The sequence below is a fragment of the Paenibacillus sp. FSL H8-0280 genome, assembly GCF_045040665.1.
Taxonomy (GTDB): domain Bacteria; phylum Bacillota; class Bacilli; order Paenibacillales; family Paenibacillaceae; genus Paenibacillus; species Paenibacillus xylanexedens_A.
Genome location: NZ_CP150296.1, coordinates 190,909 through 210,178, shown reverse-complemented (window position 1 = coordinate 210,178; position 19,270 = coordinate 190,909). Strand labels below are relative to the sequence as shown.

The 19,270-nt window shown below is 44.4% G+C and carries 13 protein-coding genes and 1 other RNA gene; all 14 read right to left on the bottom strand.

The annotated features are described in order from the left end of the window. Nucleotides 1-208 precede the first annotated feature (208 nt). A complete protein-coding gene (locus tag MHI12_RS00995; RefSeq protein WP_405171250.1) occupies nt 209-1,522 on the bottom strand; it encodes an extracellular solute-binding protein in 1,314 nt (437 codons plus the stop codon). Between the two features lie 185 nt (nt 1,523-1,707). Next, a complete protein-coding gene (locus tag MHI12_RS00990) occupies nt 1,708-3,471 on the bottom strand; it encodes a response regulator (protein ID WP_405171249.1) in 1,764 nt (587 codons plus the stop codon). Then, nucleotides 3,462-5,519 (bottom strand): sensor histidine kinase, encoded by a 2,058-nt coding sequence (locus tag MHI12_RS00985; protein WP_405171248.1) that lies wholly within the window; start codon nt 5,517-5,519, stop codon nt 3,462-3,464. Before MHI12_RS00985 ends, MHI12_RS00990 begins: the two co-directional genes overlap by 10 nt. Nucleotides 5,520-6,158: 639 nt before the next feature. After that, the gene (locus tag MHI12_RS00980; RefSeq protein WP_405171247.1) at nt 6,159-6,521 is read right to left on the bottom strand and encodes a hypothetical protein; all 363 of its coding nucleotides are present in this window, start codon (nt 6,519-6,521) and stop codon (nt 6,159-6,161) included. Between the two features lie 108 nt (nt 6,522-6,629). Further along, a complete protein-coding gene (locus tag MHI12_RS00975) occupies nt 6,630-7,337 on the bottom strand; it encodes a uracil-DNA glycosylase (protein WP_405171246.1) in 708 nt (235 codons plus the stop codon). A gap of 229 nt (nt 7,338-7,566) precedes the next feature. After that, nucleotides 7,567-8,424 carry a hypothetical protein gene (locus tag MHI12_RS00970; protein ID WP_405171245.1) on the bottom strand — a complete coding sequence of 286 codons (858 nt, stop codon included), beginning with the start codon at nt 8,422-8,424 and terminating at the stop codon, nt 7,567-7,569. A gap of 14 nt (nt 8,425-8,438) precedes the next feature. After that, nucleotides 8,439-8,924 carry a hypothetical protein gene (locus tag MHI12_RS00965; RefSeq protein WP_405171244.1) on the bottom strand — a complete coding sequence of 162 codons (486 nt, stop codon included), beginning with the start codon at nt 8,922-8,924 and terminating at the stop codon, nt 8,439-8,441. 70 nt (nt 8,925-8,994) lie between these two features. Continuing rightward, nucleotides 8,995-9,720, bottom strand: a complete 726-nt coding sequence (locus tag MHI12_RS00960; RefSeq protein ID WP_405171243.1) for a hypothetical protein — start codon at nt 9,718-9,720, stop codon at nt 8,995-8,997. A gap of 1,251 nt (nt 9,721-10,971) precedes the next feature. Continuing rightward, nucleotides 10,972-12,066: an endonuclease NucS domain-containing protein gene (locus tag MHI12_RS00955; RefSeq protein WP_405171242.1), complete on the bottom strand. Its 1,095-nt coding sequence runs from the start codon at nt 12,064-12,066 to the stop codon at nt 10,972-10,974. A gap of 208 nt (nt 12,067-12,274) precedes the next feature. Beyond that, nucleotides 12,275-12,639: a transfer-messenger RNA gene (gene ssrA / locus MHI12_RS00950) on the bottom strand. A gap of 589 nt (nt 12,640-13,228) precedes the next feature. Next, nucleotides 13,229-13,711 (bottom strand): SsrA-binding protein SmpB, encoded by a 483-nt coding sequence (gene smpB / locus MHI12_RS00945; protein ID WP_036674736.1) that lies wholly within the window; start codon nt 13,709-13,711, stop codon nt 13,229-13,231. Nucleotides 13,712-13,971: 260 nt separating this feature from the next. Then, on the bottom strand, nt 13,972-16,764 hold the full coding sequence (gene rnr / locus MHI12_RS00940) for a ribonuclease R (RefSeq protein WP_405171241.1): 2,793 nt from the start codon (nt 16,762-16,764) through the stop codon (nt 13,972-13,974). 561 nt (nt 16,765-17,325) lie between these two features. Further along, nucleotides 17,326-17,559: a preprotein translocase subunit SecG gene (gene secG / locus MHI12_RS00935; RefSeq protein WP_036616231.1), complete on the bottom strand. Its 234-nt coding sequence runs from the start codon at nt 17,557-17,559 to the stop codon at nt 17,326-17,328. 211 nt (nt 17,560-17,770) lie between these two features. Then, nucleotides 17,771-19,057: a phosphopyruvate hydratase gene (eno, locus tag MHI12_RS00930; RefSeq protein WP_036616228.1), complete on the bottom strand. Its 1,287-nt coding sequence runs from the start codon at nt 19,055-19,057 to the stop codon at nt 17,771-17,773. Nucleotides 19,058-19,270 lie beyond the last annotated feature (213 nt).

The window sequence follows — 19,270 nt, the reverse complement described above, 5'->3', positions numbered from 1 at the left end:
TCTCCTCTCAAAGGCGTGACCGGGATATGCCGGACCACGCCTTGTTTGGGTTCGTCTTCATTGTTAGAAGCGGTAGCATTGCAAGCTCACAAGGTCTATGCGCAAGATATTCACAGGTAATTTGCAAAGACTTGTAGTGTACGGACCTAGGGCCTGTAAGCATTTAAGCTTGTAGGCTTACAAGCACGTATACCTGCCTACCTGTTTTCTATAGACTTAGCTCTGTTGGTTTGAGCTGTGCCATCTGTTTGCAGAACTCCTCCGGTGTTACATCACCGGCAAGCAGCTGGGCAATCAGGTTTTTGTGCGCTTCGGCAGACTCCGCTGGCAGGATGTTATCCCACCACGCGATGAATGAGGTCGCCGTTTTCATAATATCTGCCGCAGACAGATCTAGAGAGGACAGGCTGGACGTGTCGAGTGCATCTGTTTTCCAGCTTGGCAGGCCGGCTCCAGCCAGGAAACCTTGCGTACCAAGCTGTTCGCTCAGATACATGAGGAATTCCACGGCTTCCTTCGAATGTTTGGTATTCTGGTTGATGTAGAAACCATCGACGGCTCCGCCGAAGATTTCGGTATTTGTGCCTTTGCCATCCTCAAACAAAGGGAACGGAATCACTTTCACTTTGCCTTTGACTGCGGAGGAAGGGTCCTCAATTCCTGCATTTACCCAGTTGGCCTGGAACATCATCGCGCCATTGCCTGCATTAAATGCCCCAAGCATCTCGTCATAGCTCATGCTAAACATACTGCTGTTGAACGCTCCTGCTTGTGCAAGCTGCTGCATTTTAGTCGCGGCGGCTACAAAGTCGGGCGAATCCCACTTCGACGGATCTTTAAAGGCTTCCATCACCGCAGCATTGCCTGCCTGACGCATCGCAATAATGTCGTACCAGTACATGCCCGGCCAGCGGTCCTTCTCTCCAATCACAGCCGGTGTGATTCCTGCCGCTTTCAGCTTGGAGACTGCATCCAGTAGTTCGTTATAGGTGGTCGGAATCTTGGCACCCGCCTGCTCGAACAGTTCTGTATTCACGTAAAGATTGGCGATATGTGTGTACACGGGCAATGTGTAGATTTTGCCGTCCATATTAATGGCCTCCGCCATACCCGGACCCATTCGTTCTTTGATATCGTCCGTCAGGTAACTTGAGATTTCCAGCACATTGCCGGATTTGATGTACGGCTGCATGAAGCTGCCGCCGCCCATGCCATAGAACAGGTCTGGCGCTTCACCAGCCGCAATCGATGTTTTGACTTTGGTTTTATACTGTTCTCCTGTCGTGCCCGTACGTTCAACCTGGATGTCCGGATGCTCGCTGTTCCATTTCTCAACAATCTCGGGCAGCAGTTTGGCCGAAGGATCGGTATTGCCAACTGATTGATCCCATAGCGTCAGCTTGATCTTTCCATCGCTCTCCCCCTGTGTACCACCGGACGAACCGGATGAACATGCCGCCAGACTGCTTACAATGCCCAGAGTCAGAATTAGACTTGCTGATTTTTTTAATAGCGCTTTCATCTCTATGGACCTCCCTATGCGTTTTAGTTGGTTCTAGCCCATATTTTAGGCAAACTGTGCGTTGTTCTCCATTTAGAAAACAGGCATCGATTTGTAATATTCGAACATATGTGGAAGTGGAAGTTCGTTTACGCTCAAACCATCTCTGCACTCCCCCACACTCCCCATTTTTGCATTTTCATTTTTCAGGTTTTTACATTCCGATACTCATTCATGGATCGGCCAATATGTTTTTTGAACAAGACGCTGAAATAGTGTGGGTCCGGGATGCCTACCTGCTCCCCAATCTCATATCCTTTCATATCCGTCTGTTTCAGCAGCATTTCAGCCTTCTTCATGCGGAGTTGGGTCAGATATTCCACAAATGTCTGCCCGGTTTCTTTTTTCATCAGCCGCCCCAGATGGCCCGAACTTACGTAAAAAGCAGCCGCGGTGCTGGAAAGTCCCACTTCCGCATTGCCCATGTTCTCTTCAAGATAAGCGATCACCCGGTCGATCAGATTGCCTTCCTTGGCCTGTCGCTTGGCTTGTATGACATCCGATACGGTGCGGACATGCTGCTCCAGCATGCTTTTTAGTTCGGGCAAATGATCTGCTGTAAAAATGGCCGCAACGGCCTCTTTGTTCAATGCGTGCTCTCCCTCAATCTGCTGCTCTATGGCAGCACGCTGGCACTCCGTAACCACATCCATGGCTGCCATCCGAAACTGTGAAACGTCCGAAAACGGCACAGACAGCATACGCTCCAGCAACAATACGGCTTCTTCCCCCGCACCAACACTGACGTAAAATTGCAGTTGTTGGAGCAGCTGAGCATCCGAGTGGTAGGGCCTTTTCACGCCTTCGATGACCAGATCCTCGAAGCAAATGACCTGATTTTTCCCTACAAACGCCTGATAATCAAGTGCACGACAAGCTTCCCGGTATCCCACACAGGCCCTTCCCCATCCTGATTGCCATTGCCCAATCCCTACGGTCACATCAACTTCACACCCTTCGAGCTTAAGTGTATGTTGAAGTTCTTCCTGAAGCTGCTGTACCTGATTGGTAAATTCCGTATCCGCACCAAGTGAGAGCACAACTATCCGGTTATGCGGGTCCATGACGATAATGGTTTGTGAATCCTGCGGATAAAATGCCTGCACCTGCTTCATGCCTACCATTCGCAGCAAAATATGTATTTCCTCAGCGGGTTGTGGATGGGCTTCTGTCTGATGCTGGCTTAATTGGGGCTGACCGTGTTGTTGTTGTTGTTGAGTCCCTCGTTGTGCTTGGTATGTTTGGCGTGTTTGGTGATATGGTTCGGACAGATGTGGATATACCTCTGGTGCAGATATCTTCGCTTGCGGTACAGCAACCTCCACCTCCATTACTGCGATGCGTGATCCTGGTTCACCAGACGAGATAGGAATACCAAAGAAACGCGCCTTCTCTTGTAGTTCATCCTCAGGCATCACATCACTTAACCATTGATTTACAAACCTCTCCCTGAGATAAGGCAAGCCCTGCTTCATCTCCTCCCGCAGCTTCATCAGCTCGTACTCGCGCCCGACCTCCTGCTCGATTGCCGCTCGCAGCTTCGCCGTAACCTGTAATAACTCAGAAGCACGAATAGGTTTCAAAATAAAATCGGATATGCCCAGCTTCACACTCTGACGAGCATACTCAAATTCATCATGTCCCGTCACAACCGCGATTTTTATGTTCGGGTAACGCTCCATGAGGATGCCGCTCAGTTCAATGCCGTCCATCTTCGGCATGTATATATCCGTGAACACGATGTCTGGACGCAACAGCTCAACCTGATTCAAAGCCTCTTCAGCATCGGAGGCCTCGCCAATGATGGTCATGCCTTGCTGCTCCCAATCGATACGCATGCGCAGCAGATTTCGGATGAGGTACTCATCATCCACAATCAATACCTTTAAAGGTTCTACAGTTAATTCCATGATTCATCGGCTCCCTTCGGGATCGTTATGATAATGGTGGTTCCTTTTCCAACCTCGCTCTCCAGCTTGAGTCCATCCTCTCTTTCGTAGAAAATACGAAGCCGCTCCATCGTTCCCCATAAGCCAAAGCTTGGATTGTGTTTAGCATTATAGGTAGGATTAGAAGGATTAGATGAACTAGAGGAGATAGATGAGTTCGTTGAGTTAATTGAGCTAGTTGAGTCAAAACGGTTAGAACTGTTTATTTCTTTGCGTTGAACCTGCTGCACTTCTTCCTCGGACATGCCAACTCCGTCGTCAGTAATCGTTAGAAGTACCCCTTCCTTGAATCGACGTGCTTGAATGCGTATCGTGCCGGGGCTGCCTTTGGGACGAATGCCATGATACAGTGAATTTTCTACCAACGGCTGGAGAACGAGCTTGGGAATCATCACTCGCTCACAGTCTGAATCAATATCGTACTGCACCTCAAATACACCGGGATAGCGCACCTGCTGGATCGTCAGATAATTGCGTACAATCTCAACCTCCTCGTGCAGTGTAATCAGTTCACGGCCTTTGCTGACACTCAGGCGATAGTAACTTCCGAGCGCTTCTAACAGCTCACATACCTTATCGTTCATGCCTGACATCGCCAGGGAGGTGATGGAATCCAGTGTGTTGTATAAAAAATGCGGCTTGATCTGCGCCTGAAGTGTATTCAGCTCTGCACGGCGGATTGTCTGCTGCTCCTGAATGATGCGTTTCAGCATCTGATCAATCTGCTCAATCATCTGGTTGTATCCTCCATATAGCTGTGCGAACTCGTAGCTGTTCAGCTCAACCGTCACTTTGCGGAAGTTGCCGCTTGGCGCTTTTTGCATGACACGAAGCAGCTTGTGAATCGGCTTGATGACACTGCGCGAGATGATGAATGAACTGACAAAAAAGACAGTCCCATTCACCGCCAGCAGGATCAATGCGAGCAGCACCATGGATTTATTACGGGTATCGGTAGCCCGGTATGGACTCATGCTGATGAATTTCCACTGATCATCACCGACCGAACGATAGGTCACCGCATATTCCTGACCATCCGATTGCAAGGTAATGAAGCCGGAGGGCTGCTCTTGAAAGGTTTGTTTTAACTTGGCCTGATTGGCCTCTAATATCTCGTGCATGCCTTCCTGTCCAGAAGCCGCAGACATGGATGCGTCGGATACCGCAGGCACGTCTTTCTTTCCATCAGTTGCGTTCGTTGCGATCATCCGCTGATGTTCATCAAGGATGGCCACCTGAAATGAATCCGGTGCAGACAGGTTGGCATAGGCTTGAGCTATGGATTTGCCCTTGATGTTCATGACCAGAAATCCAAGTGGAGACGTATCATCCAAATCTCGAATGAGGCGAATAAACGAGACCACCTCTTGCCCATCATTCTCCCCCGTTGCCGAGACTCCGCTGTCGTTGTTGCCACCATTCAGCCTGAGCAGATATCTCCCGTTGTGCTCTAGTGCCTGTTCGTACCACGACGCTTCCTTCACACTCGCTTCCATAAAGGTGGGCCACTCCTGTGTGCCAACCGAGAATCGGTGCCCCGAATTATCGTAAATATATACTGAATCGATAATTGGAACCGCTTGCATAAGGTTGGTCAAATACGCGCTGACCTTGGACTGTGTCTGTAAATTGGAGTACACATTGCCCTGCCGCAGCAGGTTCTGCAAGTTGGGATCAGAGAAAATCATTTTCGAATAATTGTTCACGTTCTCGATCATCAGATTAACGTTGGTCTCAATGGATGTAATTGTCTGCAGTGATGCTTCATTGATCTTTCGTTGCGCGTCATTTTCCGAGATTCGATTCAAAACCAACGCACTAAACGCCACCGTTAGCAGAATAATGACAAAGTAGGCAAACGGAATTTTAAAAGCGAGTGTCTTGGGCTTGCGTTGAATGAACGCTTTGAAACGGGGAGTCCAATTCGTCTTCATTGCGCTGGTGTTCGCTTTTGCATTTGCGTTTGCTTCTGCATCGCTCTCAATATCTGATTGGGCTGTTGCTTTCACTTCTATTTTTCATCCCCTTCTGTTACTTCTCTTGCTCCTTCATCTGTTGTTGCATCTTTTGCTCTTTGATTCACTGTGACCCTCCTTTGGTTCCGATGTGTGATGGGTTTATCGGCTGGGATCGGATGACCTGTTGTGATATCCACCACTCTCTCGGATTTTATACAATTGTATATTATAGGACTGTGTATGGAGGAGGCTCAACTCTTTTTATCGCTTGAGGATGGCTTGACTGAGTGAAATAGATTGAGGCTTTGGGAAGACAATTACTGTGAATGCTGTGGGTGAGGGCCCCGTAATTGGAGCCGCAAGGAGTACTACTTTATAAAATGTTGTAGGTACAGATAATAAGTTGTGGTTTGTGCCGGGTGGAGAGAGAAGCGGGGGAGAGACGGAGGATCTGAGTACACAAAAGAAGATGGTAAACGTCTACCTTGATATGGCATACTTTTGAGCAAGATTACAATATCTACGGGCATAATCTTACTACTTACAGAGTGTTGATCGAGTGGTTAAGGCTGGGAAGTCCAATTATGGTCTTCTCGTATGATGGATTTAATTGGGGAAAATGTCGGGGGCATACTGCCCTCGGGCAGAACAAGTACAGAGTTCGTTATGGTAAGAAACAGCAAATCGTGATCAAAGCGAGAATTCGGTAATGCCTTTTTTGGAGGCATATTTCAGCGTGTAGCTTCCTTCTGTGCCATATGGCATCGTAGCGATTTGGATGCGGGTGTAATCCAACCGACTCTCCCTCAGCACTTTTTTAACTAGCGCTATGCTCCGATCCTCGTCCGTTACCACACAGAAAATGTTCATTACATATTCCTTAGGATCAGCCACACGGCTACCCAGATCACATCCATCCACCTCTCCCAAATCGGCCTGGGTCAGAACGGTTTCCAGATATTCCATCACCTTTTCCTTCAACCAATGATCTCGTTTGCTGCCCTGCGCGCTCTTCAGTGGATATTGCACCACAAGCCAGTATTTTTCACTCATTTAGCTTCACCAACCAATCTTTATATGATAGGGCAATACGTTATGTGGAGGGCACTTGGACGATAAGGTGCATATGTTATGCCTTACACTCCTCCAGTTCAAAATGGGCTAAATAATTGACCTTACTGCTTTTTGGAATTGTACTGCCCTTCCATTTGCAGGATGAGGAACATGGTGATGTTTAATGAGATGAGAGCTTAACGTGTCTGCTGACTTTCTGCCAATAGCCACAATCTGAGCATCAGGATTCAGTTGCATAAGCTGTCTGGCAAATGGCAAACCATCCTCCAACTCTGCCAAAGTCGGCGTTCGATTCATCATCCGGTTTTCAGAAGATTGATAAGGATGAAAGGGATAGATGTTCCAAAATATAAAGTCCGTTGGTTTCCACCTTGAACTGGATAACACTTCACCCCATATGATGGATGCTGTCGGTTCTGCGAAACCATACAGTGCCTGACTCCGGTTAGGTTTGGCGATATTCGGCAGGCTTGTTCGGACACCCGGATCACCTGCAAAAATCATCTGGTGATTCACCAGCGAATGATTCCCGGTAACCATTCGTTCGGACGTCAAGGGTACGCCGGAGAACCTTGCCCCTTGATATCCCACAGCTTCAGCTATAAAAATGTACCGAGCCTTGGACATTCTCGGTTCCAAATACCTGACCAAATGTTCCGAACGAATCTTCACCGCTTCGGGGCCGATATCATAGCCCGTCACATAATCTCTCCAAGGATTAATCACATTTACTGGCGACACATATGCTTGTACCCCTGCAACAAACTCGCGGATCTGTTGCTGCGTTTGGCTCATGCTTTTTTGCCTCCTTTGGAAGATTAAGGCGTAAATTGGGCTAGCATCAACTTATTTTACAAAGATTATAGCATAAACAGAAAAACCACCAACCAGAACGCTGGTTGATGGCTTTTTACTCTAATGGAGCCGAGGGGAGTCGAACCCAATTTAGTACTTAAAATTATATGAAGGCACAATGTATGACAAAAAACAAACGAAGAGACCTTGACGATCTCTCCGATTTTGTTTAATCGTATAATTCACCGAAACCGGCATATGTAACTACTTTATCATCAACTTCGTTTACAGTGAATCTCATATAGGCATCCTCGACTTTTTTTGTCTTACCATGTATGGTGAGCTGTTTTCCTTTATCTTTATTTTGCCCCCATGCATCTGTGTAACCCCATTGCTCAGAACCCAACCATGTATTGTTTCTGATTTCATATCTTACTGTGTTATCAATTCCTAAACCATTATCATTCCATTGCCGATAGTTTATAACAACTTCACTATCAGTTGTGTTAATATCAAATGAACATATTGAATCAAAACTTCTCCCATCTACACGACCTGAAAAATTCCAAGTACATCTTGTGGCTTGAATAGTAATAATATCAGAATTATTTTGATGCACTACTGAACTCTCTAACTCGTCATTATCTGGAGCCTTTTGAATCTCTAAAATATCATCATTGATTGTGTGAGGGCTTTCTATTACTATCCTCATTTCCCCTTCAATATTATCAATCACAAACGGAGCTTCTGATATTGCCCCATTCTCAAAATATATTTTAACTGAGAATTTAGTTGCCTCATTCTTTATATGTTCACTGTCAGTTATCTCATAGTCAGTAATCCCCTCCCGATCAGAGGATAAAGATCTTTGATACAAATCCTTTTTATCATCCAAATTAGAAAATCTGTAATCATGAGTAAGATCCATCATCCTATCTAAATTCTTGTCTTTAACGGCATTCAAATAATCCTCTAAGTAAAACTTCGGATCTGAATGGGTATTTAGATCGCTTGAGGCACTAGCACTATGGACAGTTGTTAACATTACTAGAATACACAGAAGAATTGATAAAGATGCTCTTTTCATAACATACATTCTCCTTAATTGAACAGATTATAGTTTGATTTTATATAAGCACAATTCGATTCGATAAGGTGACTATCATAATTATCTTCTAGGCTCTCCATTGTCCGAGAGAAATTTATAGCAGACTCTGTAAGCCCAAAGATGAAACTTTTCTCCTCACAATTAAATAAAAAAATACTTTCCCCTCCTAGAATTTCTTCGTATTGAAGGCATACTTCAATAACGCCTGGCTCCAATTCAGTAAAATTCAAAACCATAGGCTCTACTCCAAAAGGGACTGACACCTTTTTTGAATTAATGTACTTTGAAGCTGCATTAGTGTATGAATTCCAGATCTCAAACCCTGATTTTTCAGCAATAATTTTCTCATTCAAAAGTATGCAAATATTGTAGTAGTCTAATTTCGCCTTAGAGAAATACTTATTATAGGTATCTTGATTTAAATCGTTCAATTCAATATTTTTGTCAGATAGTTGTAATAAAGTTTTAAATTGAATCAAGCTTTTTCACTCCTTAAAGTAAATAGTTAGCGAAGCTAACTTCATATAGCTTCGCTAACTTTCTTTACTCTTATCGACTTTCAGCTACGTTCCAACCGTAAGGGTAGGCTGTAACTACCTTCAGGTTTCCATCCACCACTACTCTATAAAGCTTACCACTGTAGTATCCGTCAACTGCTACATTATTGCTATAATTGTTAAGAATTTTTTGTTTATTTTCATCACTATAATTAATTACTACTGCGATTATGTCTACTATCTCTTGCATTGAAGTAGTGTCATTAAAAAATGAATTGTACTCCCGGTAGCCTAGCCCAGTCCAATATTTAGGATGGTGTTTTGACATAATGTGCTCGAAACCTCTACTTTGAGTACCGAACTCTATGGTAACTTTCTTATTTGAACCTATTAACCATAGTTCCTTTATGTTCGTATATTGTGTTGTAAGTACAGATAAATCAAAATAATCTTTAATTGCATCCTCTACATGGTTTTCAGTCACTTTTGCATATGTTTTAGTTGCTCCATATGCAATCCTTGCCAGATACATTATGATGCTGACAACATTCTGTGGACGAATTTCTCCATCCGTATTATTTTGTTTAAAATTAGAAGCTCTTTCAATTATATCAATTGTTTCCTTTTTAGTTTCTTCTGTGACCGTCAGTTCTCTATTATTTTCATTCTCTGAAACATTGTTAAAATCTGTACTTTCCGCTAACGCAAAACTGTTCATGGTAGAAAAAATTAGAGCAAATGATAAAAGCAAAGCCAAAGAAAATTTATATTTTTTCATTATTTTTTCTCTCCTTTTGTTTTTTGTTCTGTATGCTGGCCAGCAATACAAAAATTGTAAATATGTAATCCGATAATTATAGTATCACCATACCTCTAAAAAGGTAAAGTATGTAAAAAATAGCATGTAAATATTTATTACTTTATATAGTCAAAGTTGCTAGTTTGAAGTTATTTTTCTGAATTTTAGACCATGTTCCTTAACAATAGAATAGACCAGTATTACTATTTGTCTTCAAATCTCTCAATATTTAGTCCAATATTCATAATTGTATTTGTGGATATATTTTGGTTTACGGAAGTTTAGGAAGCTCAGACTCCCTCTCCCATCCCACCAGAATAACAATATTAGCAGTATCCGATTTGTTTTTCCGCGTTATGTAATCCCCTGCGATTAGACCATCAAACGTAGCCATGATGTCTGCCTTGTTCCTTCCGGTCTTAATGGTCAATTCATAAAGTGTCGGAAATCGTACGAGCCGCTACTTAATTAAACAAGATCCTCAACATTTTACGTTCGTAATCAGATAACATATATCCGCCTCCAAAGCCGTTGTTCTGATTGGATAACATGCCAGCAAACCGGATTCCTTAACTGTCCGTGGCTGCCCCGACAATAGATCATCAGCTTTAATCATTCCAAATCCACATGCTCCGTGCATAGCGAGACGAGACAACTTAAGAATGTTGAAAACCCTCAGAGTAATGAGTGTCATGAAAATTCATTTTATATTGATGGTTCCATGGAACCTTAGTTATCTTTGAGACGAACTTATTAATACTAATGGGTAACTTTCGATATAGACTTAATTCAAATAAAAATTTCTCATACTTGTAATCCATAAAATTGACGTTCATAACTACCTCTTCTTAATTTCTCTCTGAAAAAGAAAAACCTAATCATGTATGTTACAAAAAAAAATCAGATTGCTGACATCTATTGATGTTCCAGCTACCTGATTCTTTTCGCTTAGATTTACCTAAACGCATTCAACATAGTACATACTCATTAAGTACCATCTTGGAGGCGAAAGGAGTCGAACCCCTGTCCGAAGATAACGGCACATAAGCTTCTATGAGTGTAGTCACAGTTTTGATGTCACCCAATTATCGCCCCGTAATCCGCTATACATTGAAATAGCCTAATTGTCTTCTTCAGCCCACTCCAGGAGTAGATGTGACAGCGTATTCCACTCTTTGTTAGCCTCTCATCCTGTCACATAGGCAATTCAGGCTAGAATATTTAAAGAGATTATTGTATCTTCCAAATGCCTTTTAAGCGATTAATGGTATGAATCCATTTAGAAGCACGCGGCTTACAAACGGTGTTTTGGTTTCCAAAAAAACCAATTTCCGATATAGCTACATTCGCAGGCAGAGCTTTAACCCATTCCATTTTTACAATGAACTCGGCACGATCATCGTCATATAAGAATTCTTTAAAGTAAGCGGCATTATTGCTAAGTTGATATATATTCTGTTCAACTCCATTTTCTTCAAAGAAAACTTCATCTGCTTTTTTGGCTGTATCCGTAACTTTACCAACACCAACATAACCAACACCGGGAATATTAACCCAAACTCGGTCGCCAATAGATAACTGATTAAGTGTACGTGAGTACCACTCTCCGCCTCCCCCTGAGATAAATCCATATTTTAAAGCATCTGACCAACTTCGACTCAATCCATCACCAAAAGAAACATAATACTCCCCGTTCCAAGGTTCCTTATCTTTAACTACAATAGATGCATTATCTAATGTCTCTTGCGGATCAATCATCCATGCACGGCTTATATATTTAGTAGACTCCTCTTCAAATACAGTGAAAAAGATGACATTTATCGGTATAAGAGAGTCACTCAAGTACTCCACAATTCTTTCTGTGCTTGAATCCAATTCAGCCGCTACAATAACGATCTGATGGGAGTGATTAATACTTTCTTCTTCTAGTTTAACCTTAAATTTTGCGTAAAATTCGTCCTCTAAACTGTTTTGTTTTAGAGAGTATCTAGCTATATATGCCTCATATATTGCGGAGATTTGACTTGCGGACAAACCTTTAATCCACGATGCATAATCTAGTCCCTGTGCAACAACTTCTCGACTTGTTTTATGTTTTTTTAATTCAATGATAATTATTGAGCCGCTGTTATCAATTGCTAATAAATCAATGTATGTATTAAATTCGGTCATAACTTGTCTTCCAATAATCAGCCAATTTTCATCCAGTATAGCTGGATTGGATTGAATAATTTTCTCAAGTTCGATTTCTAGATTTAAAGTAACATTCTTTACTTCTCTAACCCCATCATCGGCAACTCTCCATATTCCATGCTTGATCGCCATTAAATCATCTCATCTCATTTCATTTTCAATTTAAATCTAGCGTTTTATAATTTTATCAGTTCAAAAAATCATTGGCTAGTGTTTAATTTTATAGCTTTTATAAGATTTATGTTCTCGATTTTTAATCATCTTGAGTCCCCCCAACTATTAATTGAGTATAAATTAAAAAGCCACCAACCAGAACGCTGGTTGATGGCTTTTGACACTCTAATGGAGGCGAGGGGAGTCGAACCCCTGTCCGAAGATAACGGCACATAAGCTTCTACGGGTGTAGTCACAGTTTTGATGTCACCCGAGTATCGCCCCGTAACCGGCTATACGTTGGGTCAGCCTGATTGTCTTCTTCAGCACACCCCAGGCGGAGATGTGACAGCGTATCCCACTACTAGTTAGCCCCTATCCCTGTCACATGGGCGATGCAGGGTAGAAGCACGCACACAGTTTCTTAGGCTGCGAAAGCGTAGTTTGTTTGTTGTTTGCCGTTTAATAGGCTTTAGCGTTGATAAAGCGGACGCGTCCCCACTACCCGCTACCCATGCTCGAACTATCCCCGTCGAATCCATAAACGCCCCCTCAATGAAGAAGGGCTCCAGGATTAATCCGTGAATACGGAGCAAAGGTGCTGCACATCTTTTTCCTCCAAGGTAAAAAGATGCTTCTTTCAAACTCGGCATTCCTGTCTGCTACATGAATAATCATAACACAGGACACATCACCGAAATAGTACAGATTGCTGGAAGACATTCCAGCAGGCTGAGCATCTGTACAAGGTTATCCAATACAACAAGCTCAATCGTCTACATATTATACCGCGTCACCAATCGGAAGTAAAGTTTACCGAGATCGGATCACGAACAACTGTACCTTAGTATTTTACCCACGCCCCTGTTAAACTACGCAACAGCTGATAATTTAAATTCATCACCGCACTTAGCTCTATGCTCATGGCAATTTTCTTAGTCATACACAACAAAAATCAGCCAACTGCACACTTCGGCTATTCACATCAAATCACCTTCCCCAAATGAAATAAAAAAGCCTCAATCTTGCCCATTGCAGGACAAACCTTGAGACTCCTTAACTCATACATCAATCTTCCTAGCTTCATCACAAAAACTATCTTATACACTTAAAAGTAAAGCATTTACGCCCAGCGCTCCACTTATCGTGCAACCTTCTGCTTCTCGCGCAGTACCCGTTGGATATCACGTTGAGCATCGCGCTTCGCGGCAGTTTCACGTTTGTCGTATTGCTTCTTACCTTTACCCAGTCCAAGCAACAGCTTAGCGTAACCGTTCCGGATATAGATTTTCAGTGGCACAATGCTGTACCCATCCTGTTTCGATAACCCGAGCAGCTTGTGAATCTGCACTTTATGCATCAACAACTTGCGCGTACGTGTCGGATCGAGCGGATTATTTCGGTTCCCTTGTTCAAAAGGACTAATATGCATATTGTGAATATGAATCTCACCGTTTCGAATCGTGGCAAATGCATCACCAATATTCGCACGGCCGTTACGAAGAGATTTGATCTCCGTTCCGGTAAGCACCATGCCCGCTTCATACGTATCTTCAATGAAGTAGTCATGGGAAGCCTTTTTATTCTGTGCGAGCACTTTACTCTGTCCATCATTCTTGCCCATGTCCTCACTCCTTCTCCGTAAAATAAGCCGGTACCATGCTCTATAGCAGGGCACCCGATGTTGCACCAAGGTACCACGTGCCAGACCCTAATTGTAGCAAGTACGGCTGTTAAAATCAAGAAAGAGGCGACCTCTGCCGCCCCTCCTCATTACACCACTTTCAGACTGTGCGAAACAACACACCGGCTGAAGTGACTATTTTCTCCAACGCTTAACCTGGAGGAACGAATTGTAATCCATCTCTTCAAGTTACGTTAGCTTTATTTTTTCTTTTTTCGTACAAAAGCTGCCGTGCCGTTACCAGCTGCACCTTTGCTCTTCTTCCGCTTGCGTCGTGGTGCTCCGCCTTCCTGAGCGCCACCAGGAGTTGCATTCTCTCCAATAAATACACCGCTCGGCGAAGTGTTTTTACGTCCACTTCCGGCTTTGCCACCTTTACCGCCGCCCTTGCCGGACTTAAAGCTGCCTTCACCACGACCGCTGCCGCTGTTCAGGCCACTTCCTTGTCCACCGGTTGAACTAGTATCCGAACCACCCGTTGTTGTAGAGCTATATCCGCCTTTACCTGAGCCAAAACCAAAGCTCACCGCGCCTTTGCCCCGACCAGTTGATCCGCCAGCATCACCAGCACGACGCTCACCTTTAGGCTTGCCGCCGCCTTTACCTGCGTATCCACCGGATGAGCCTGCGCCTGCACTCGCTGCTCCACTGCGACCGCCACGTCCACCTTTGCTGCTTTCTTCCGTTGATCTGCCACCACGGCTGGCTCCAGCACCTGTCGAACTGCCTTTGCCGCCACGTGAACCGCTGAATCCACCTGGTCCACCCTTGGCACCGCCGCGTCCGCCGCCGCTACTAGGACGTCCACCTTTACCGCCACGTCCGCCACCGAAGCCGCCAGGACGTTCAGCGCGAGGTTTCATATCCACCATTTCAAAATCAATCGTATACTCTTCCATGCTTACACGTGCTACACGGATCTTCACTTCATCACCGATGCGGAAGACTTTCGAGGTACGTTCACCAATCAGAGCCATATGCTGATCGTCAAAATGGTAATAGTCGTCCGTGAGTGCGCTCAGGCGAATCAGGCCTTCAACCGTGTTCTCCAGTTCAATGAACATACCAAAGCTGGTCACACTGCTGATCATGCCTTCGAACTCTTCGCCTACTTTATCGAGCATGTACTCGGCTTTTTTCATTTTCTCCGTATCCCGCTCAGCTTCTACCGCCACACGTTCACGTTCCGAAGACTGCTGCGCAATATCGGTCATACGTGCTGCCAAATACTCCTGACGATTCTCCGGCAAAGCACCATTATTCTCAATGACTTCGCGAATCACCCGGTGAATGACAAGATCGGGATAACGACGAATTGGAGACGTAAAGTGACTATAGAATTCCGCCGCGAGGCCAAAGTGACCTGACATTTCAGAATCATACTTCGCCTGTTTCATGGAACGCAGCATCATCGTACTAATCACGGTTTGTTCTTTCGTTTCTTTGATATCCTCAAGCAACGATTGAAGCGCCCGTGGATGAATTGCATTGCCACGTCCTTTGACCTGGTGTCCAAAATTCGCCGCAAAGGCGAGGAAATTTTGCAGTTTTTCTTGATCGGGATCTTCGTGCACACGATAAATGAACGGAACCTTCAACCAGTGGAAATGCTCTGCCACTGTTTCGTTCGCTGCCAACATGAATTCCTCAATAATTTGCTCCGCAATCGAACGCTCCCGTTTCACGATATCTACCGGTTTGCATTCTGCGTCCACAATGATTTTAGATTCTTCAAAATCAAAGTCAACCGCACCACGGCGCATACGCATAGCACGCAGCTTCAGGGCAATCTCTTTCATCAAATGGAAATCATCTACCAGATCCTTATAACGCTCGAGCAATTCCGGCTCTTCACCTTCAAGGATTTTACGGACGTTGGAATACGTCATCCGCTCTTTGGTTTTGATTACACTTGTGAAAATGTCATGTTTTACAACCTTCATCTGGTCGTTAAACTCCATCTCACAAGACAGGGTCAAGCGATCTACCTGCGGGTTCAAACTACAGATCCCGTTGGACAGACGCTGTGGCAGCATCGGAATAACCCGGTCCACCAGATACACACTGCATCCACGGTTGTAGGCTTCCTGATCAAGCTTGGAATTCTCCTGCACATAATAGCCAACGTCGGCAATATGAACACCCAAACGATAGTTCCCGTTAGGCAGTTTCTCTACGTTAACAGCATCATCCAGATCCTTGGCATCTTCGCCATCAATCGTGACAATGTTAAGTCCGCGCAGATCACGGCGACCCTGTTGTACAATCTCTTCATCCGTGATGGAGTCGGGTGCTTTCTCCGCCTCTTCTACCACTTCATCGGGGAAAGCTTCAGGCAACTGATGCTTGCGAATGACGGACAAAATATCAATACCCGGCTCATCCTTATGACCGAGAATCTCGATCACTTCACCCTCGGCCGCCGCACGACCCTCCGGATAGCTGACGATCTTTGCTACGACCTTTTGTCCATCAACCGCCCCAGCAAAGTTGGTACGTGGGATGAAAATATCGCGATTAATCCGTTTATCATCCGGAATGACAAATCCGTACACCTCATGGCTCTGGAACACACCAACGACTTGGGTCACAGCACGAGTAACAATACGGACGATCTCACCCTCCAAGCGACCACCTGAAGGTCCTTGAGATGTGACTTTAACCAATACCGTATCACCATTCATCGCACTTTTCATATCATTGGCGTGAATGTACACATCCGGGTGCTCCCGATCCTCAGGAATAAGGAAAGCGAAACCTTTGGCGTGAGCCTGTAAACGTCCACGTACCAAATCCATGCGCTCTGGCATGCCATAGCGATTGTTACGGGTCAGCAAAACTTTACCGGATTCCTCCAGCGTATTAAGCATAATCAAAAAGGCTTTGAAATCAGCTGCATCTTCAATAGCGAAGTGCTGTTCCAACTCCTGATAAGTCATAGGTTTATAAGCGGTTTCCCGCATGAAGTCGAGCAATTGTTGTTCTGTTATCATTAATATATTCACCTCGGGAAACATAAAAGTGTAAGCAAGTCTCATCTCTTTATGTATCGGAATTCTTACCTTTTTCATGCAATACAATATCATTGCTGTGAAGAGTGTAGTAGTACAACCATACTATCTCATACCCTAGTATACACGAATTCAATCCGGCCCATCCGTACCTCGCAAAAAAACCACAGTTGCCGGGCGCTCCTCTAAAATCACGCTTTCACGTATCTCTACAGACATTTTATGCGATACACGTGCTGTGCGCATCTGGAAAAGGACTACATTCGAAAATTTTCTGTACACATGACATTCATTATAGGGAGTGAGTTCGCGTAACGAATAAGCGAGGGACATACCATACATGATAGGGGTGTGTTGCATGTTAAGGAAGGAAAACCAAACAGAAGTGAGAAGAAGACCTAAAATCATGGAGTCTATAGATTAAATTGTTGGAAAAGTTTGGACTCGTAAGAATTTATTAAAAAACCCCCGTTTCTTCACGAAACGAAGGTTCATCAATTAAGCCATTAGCTTAAGCTATTCATTGAACAGCAGTTCCGAATCTTACTTGGAAACCACCGTAACAACAATAGACAAAATCATAAATCCTGCACCCAGTACCACCGTTGCACGTTGCAGGAAGAGATCCAATCCGCGCGCTTTCGTTTTACCGAAAAGATGTTCCGCACCACCGGAGATGGCACCCGCCAAACCAGCGCTTTTCCCGTGCTGCAGCAATACTACAGTGATTAGACCGATCGAGAAAACAACGAGCAGCAATTTCAAAGCAATATCCATTCTTTCCACCTCCTACCCATGTGGGCATACATCTCACCATAAAAACAGTTACTTTAATTGTAACATAGCTATGGTTGTACTACAAGTAGTACAGTTTATACGATGCCCTAAATTTCACCATCTGTGTGATCCTTACGTTATACCATTACTTCGTTGCAATAAAAAAGACAAGCCGGTTACCCGGCTTGCCCGTAAAAGCTGGATATCCAGCTTATTTTTTAAGGTTGTAGAATCCTTTAAGACCATTGTATTGAGCCAGTTCACCCAGTTGATCCTCAATGCGGAGCAATTGGTTGTACTTCGCGATACGGTCTGTACGGGAAGGAGCACCCGTTTTGATTTGACCAGCGTTAGTTGCAACAGCGATATCAGCAATTGTGCTGTCTTCGGACTCACCAGAACGGTGAGAGATTACAGCTGTGTATCCTGCGCGTTTAGCCATTTCGATTGCATCAAATGTTTCAGTCAATGTACCGATTTGGTTAACTTTGATCAGGATGGAGTTACCGATACCTTCGTTGATACCTCTGCCCAGACGCTCAGTGTTTGTTACGAACAGGTCATCACCAACGAGTTGTACTTTGTCTCCCAATTTCTCAGTGAGCAATTTCCAACCATCCCAGTCATCTTCGGACATACCATCTTCGATTGTGATGATTGGGTATTTCTCAACCCATGAAGCCAGAAGGTCAACATACTCAGCGGAAGTGTAAGATTTACCTTCGCCAGCAAGTGTGTACTTACCATCTTTGTAGAACTCAGTGGAAGCAACGTCCATACCCAAGAATACGTCAACGCCTGGTTTGTAACCAGCTTTTTCAATTGCTTCGATGATTGTAGTGATTGCTTCTTCGTTCGAACCAAGGTTCGGTGCGAAACCACCTTCGTCACCTACAGCTGTGTTCAAGCCTTTGGAGCTCAATACGGATTTCAAGTTGTGGAAGATCTCTGCACCTACGCGAAGAGCTTCTTTGAAACTTGGTGCTCCAACTGGAAGAACCATGAACTCTTGAACGTCGATGTTGTTGTCAGCATGCTCACCACCGTTGATGATGTTCATCATTGGTACTGGCAATGCTTTAGCGTTGAATCCGCCCAGGTAAACGTACAATGGCAGGTCCAGAGCGTCAGCAGCTGCGCGAGCTACTGCCATGGATACAGCCAGGATTGCGTTAGCACCCAGTTTACCTTTGTTTGGCGTACCATCCAAAGTGATCATCAATTTGTCGATACCCAGTTGATCCAATGCATCCATACCGATAACTTCTGGAGCGATTGTTTCGTTTACGTTTTTAACAGCTTGCAGAACGCCTTTACCGAGGTAACGGGATTTGTCACCATCGCGAAGCTCAACGGCTTCGTGGGCACCAGTGGATGCACCAGATGGAACGATTGCGCGTCCGATTGCGCCGGACTCCAGGTATACTTCAACTTCTACTGTAGGGTTACCGCGGGAGTCGAGGACTTCGCGAGCGTACACGTCAGAAATAATAGTCATTTGTGATAATCTCCTTTAAATTTAAATTTATTATAAATTAGGACCACTTGTGTTTTCCCTTTTCCACTACGTCAGCAGAATTGTCCTTTGATCGCTGTTATCCCCTGATTCCTTTGAACTTATTTTCATAAGTTGGAATCATGTGATAAAGGCGAAGCCTTTGCTTACGAAGCCAGCTTTCTTTCAGAAAGCTTTTAGCGTTGCTTCTTCGGA

Excerpts from the sequence above, each read along its gene's own strand:
- MHI12_RS00995 (WP_405171250.1), bottom strand. The coding sequence starts at position 1,522 with ATGAAAGCGCTATTAAAAAAATCAGCAAGTCTAATTCTGACTCTGGGC.
- MHI12_RS00990 (WP_405171249.1), bottom strand. The coding sequence starts at position 3,471 with ATGGAATTAACTGTAGAACCTTTAAAGGTATTGATTGTGGATGATGAG.
- MHI12_RS00980 (WP_405171247.1), bottom strand. The coding sequence starts at position 6,521 with ATGAGTGAAAAATACTGGCTTGTGGTGCAATATCCACTGAAGAGCGCG.
- MHI12_RS00975 (WP_405171246.1), bottom strand. The coding sequence starts at position 7,337 with ATGAGCCAAACGCAGCAACAGATCCGCGAGTTTGTTGCAGGGGTACAA.
- MHI12_RS00970 (WP_405171245.1), bottom strand. The coding sequence starts at position 8,424 with ATGAAAAGAGCATCTTTATCAATTCTTCTGTGTATTCTAGTAATGTTA.
- MHI12_RS00960 (WP_405171243.1), bottom strand. The coding sequence starts at position 9,720 with ATGAAAAAATATAAATTTTCTTTGGCTTTGCTTTTATCATTTGCTCTA.
- MHI12_RS00955 (WP_405171242.1), bottom strand. The coding sequence starts at position 12,066 with ATGGCGATCAAGCATGGAATATGGAGAGTTGCCGATGATGGGGTTAGA.
- smpB (WP_036674736.1), bottom strand. The coding sequence starts at position 13,711 with ATGGGCAAGAATGATGGACAGAGTAAAGTGCTCGCACAGAATAAAAAG.
- rnr (WP_405171241.1), bottom strand. The coding sequence starts at position 16,764 with ATGATAACAGAACAACAATTGCTCGACTTCATGCGGGAAACCGCTTAT.
- secG (WP_036616231.1), bottom strand. The coding sequence starts at position 17,559 with ATGGATATTGCTTTGAAATTGCTGCTCGTTGTTTTCTCGATCGGTCTA.
- eno (WP_036616228.1), bottom strand. The coding sequence starts at position 19,057 with ATGACTATTATTTCTGACGTGTACGCTCGCGAAGTCCTCGACTCCCGC.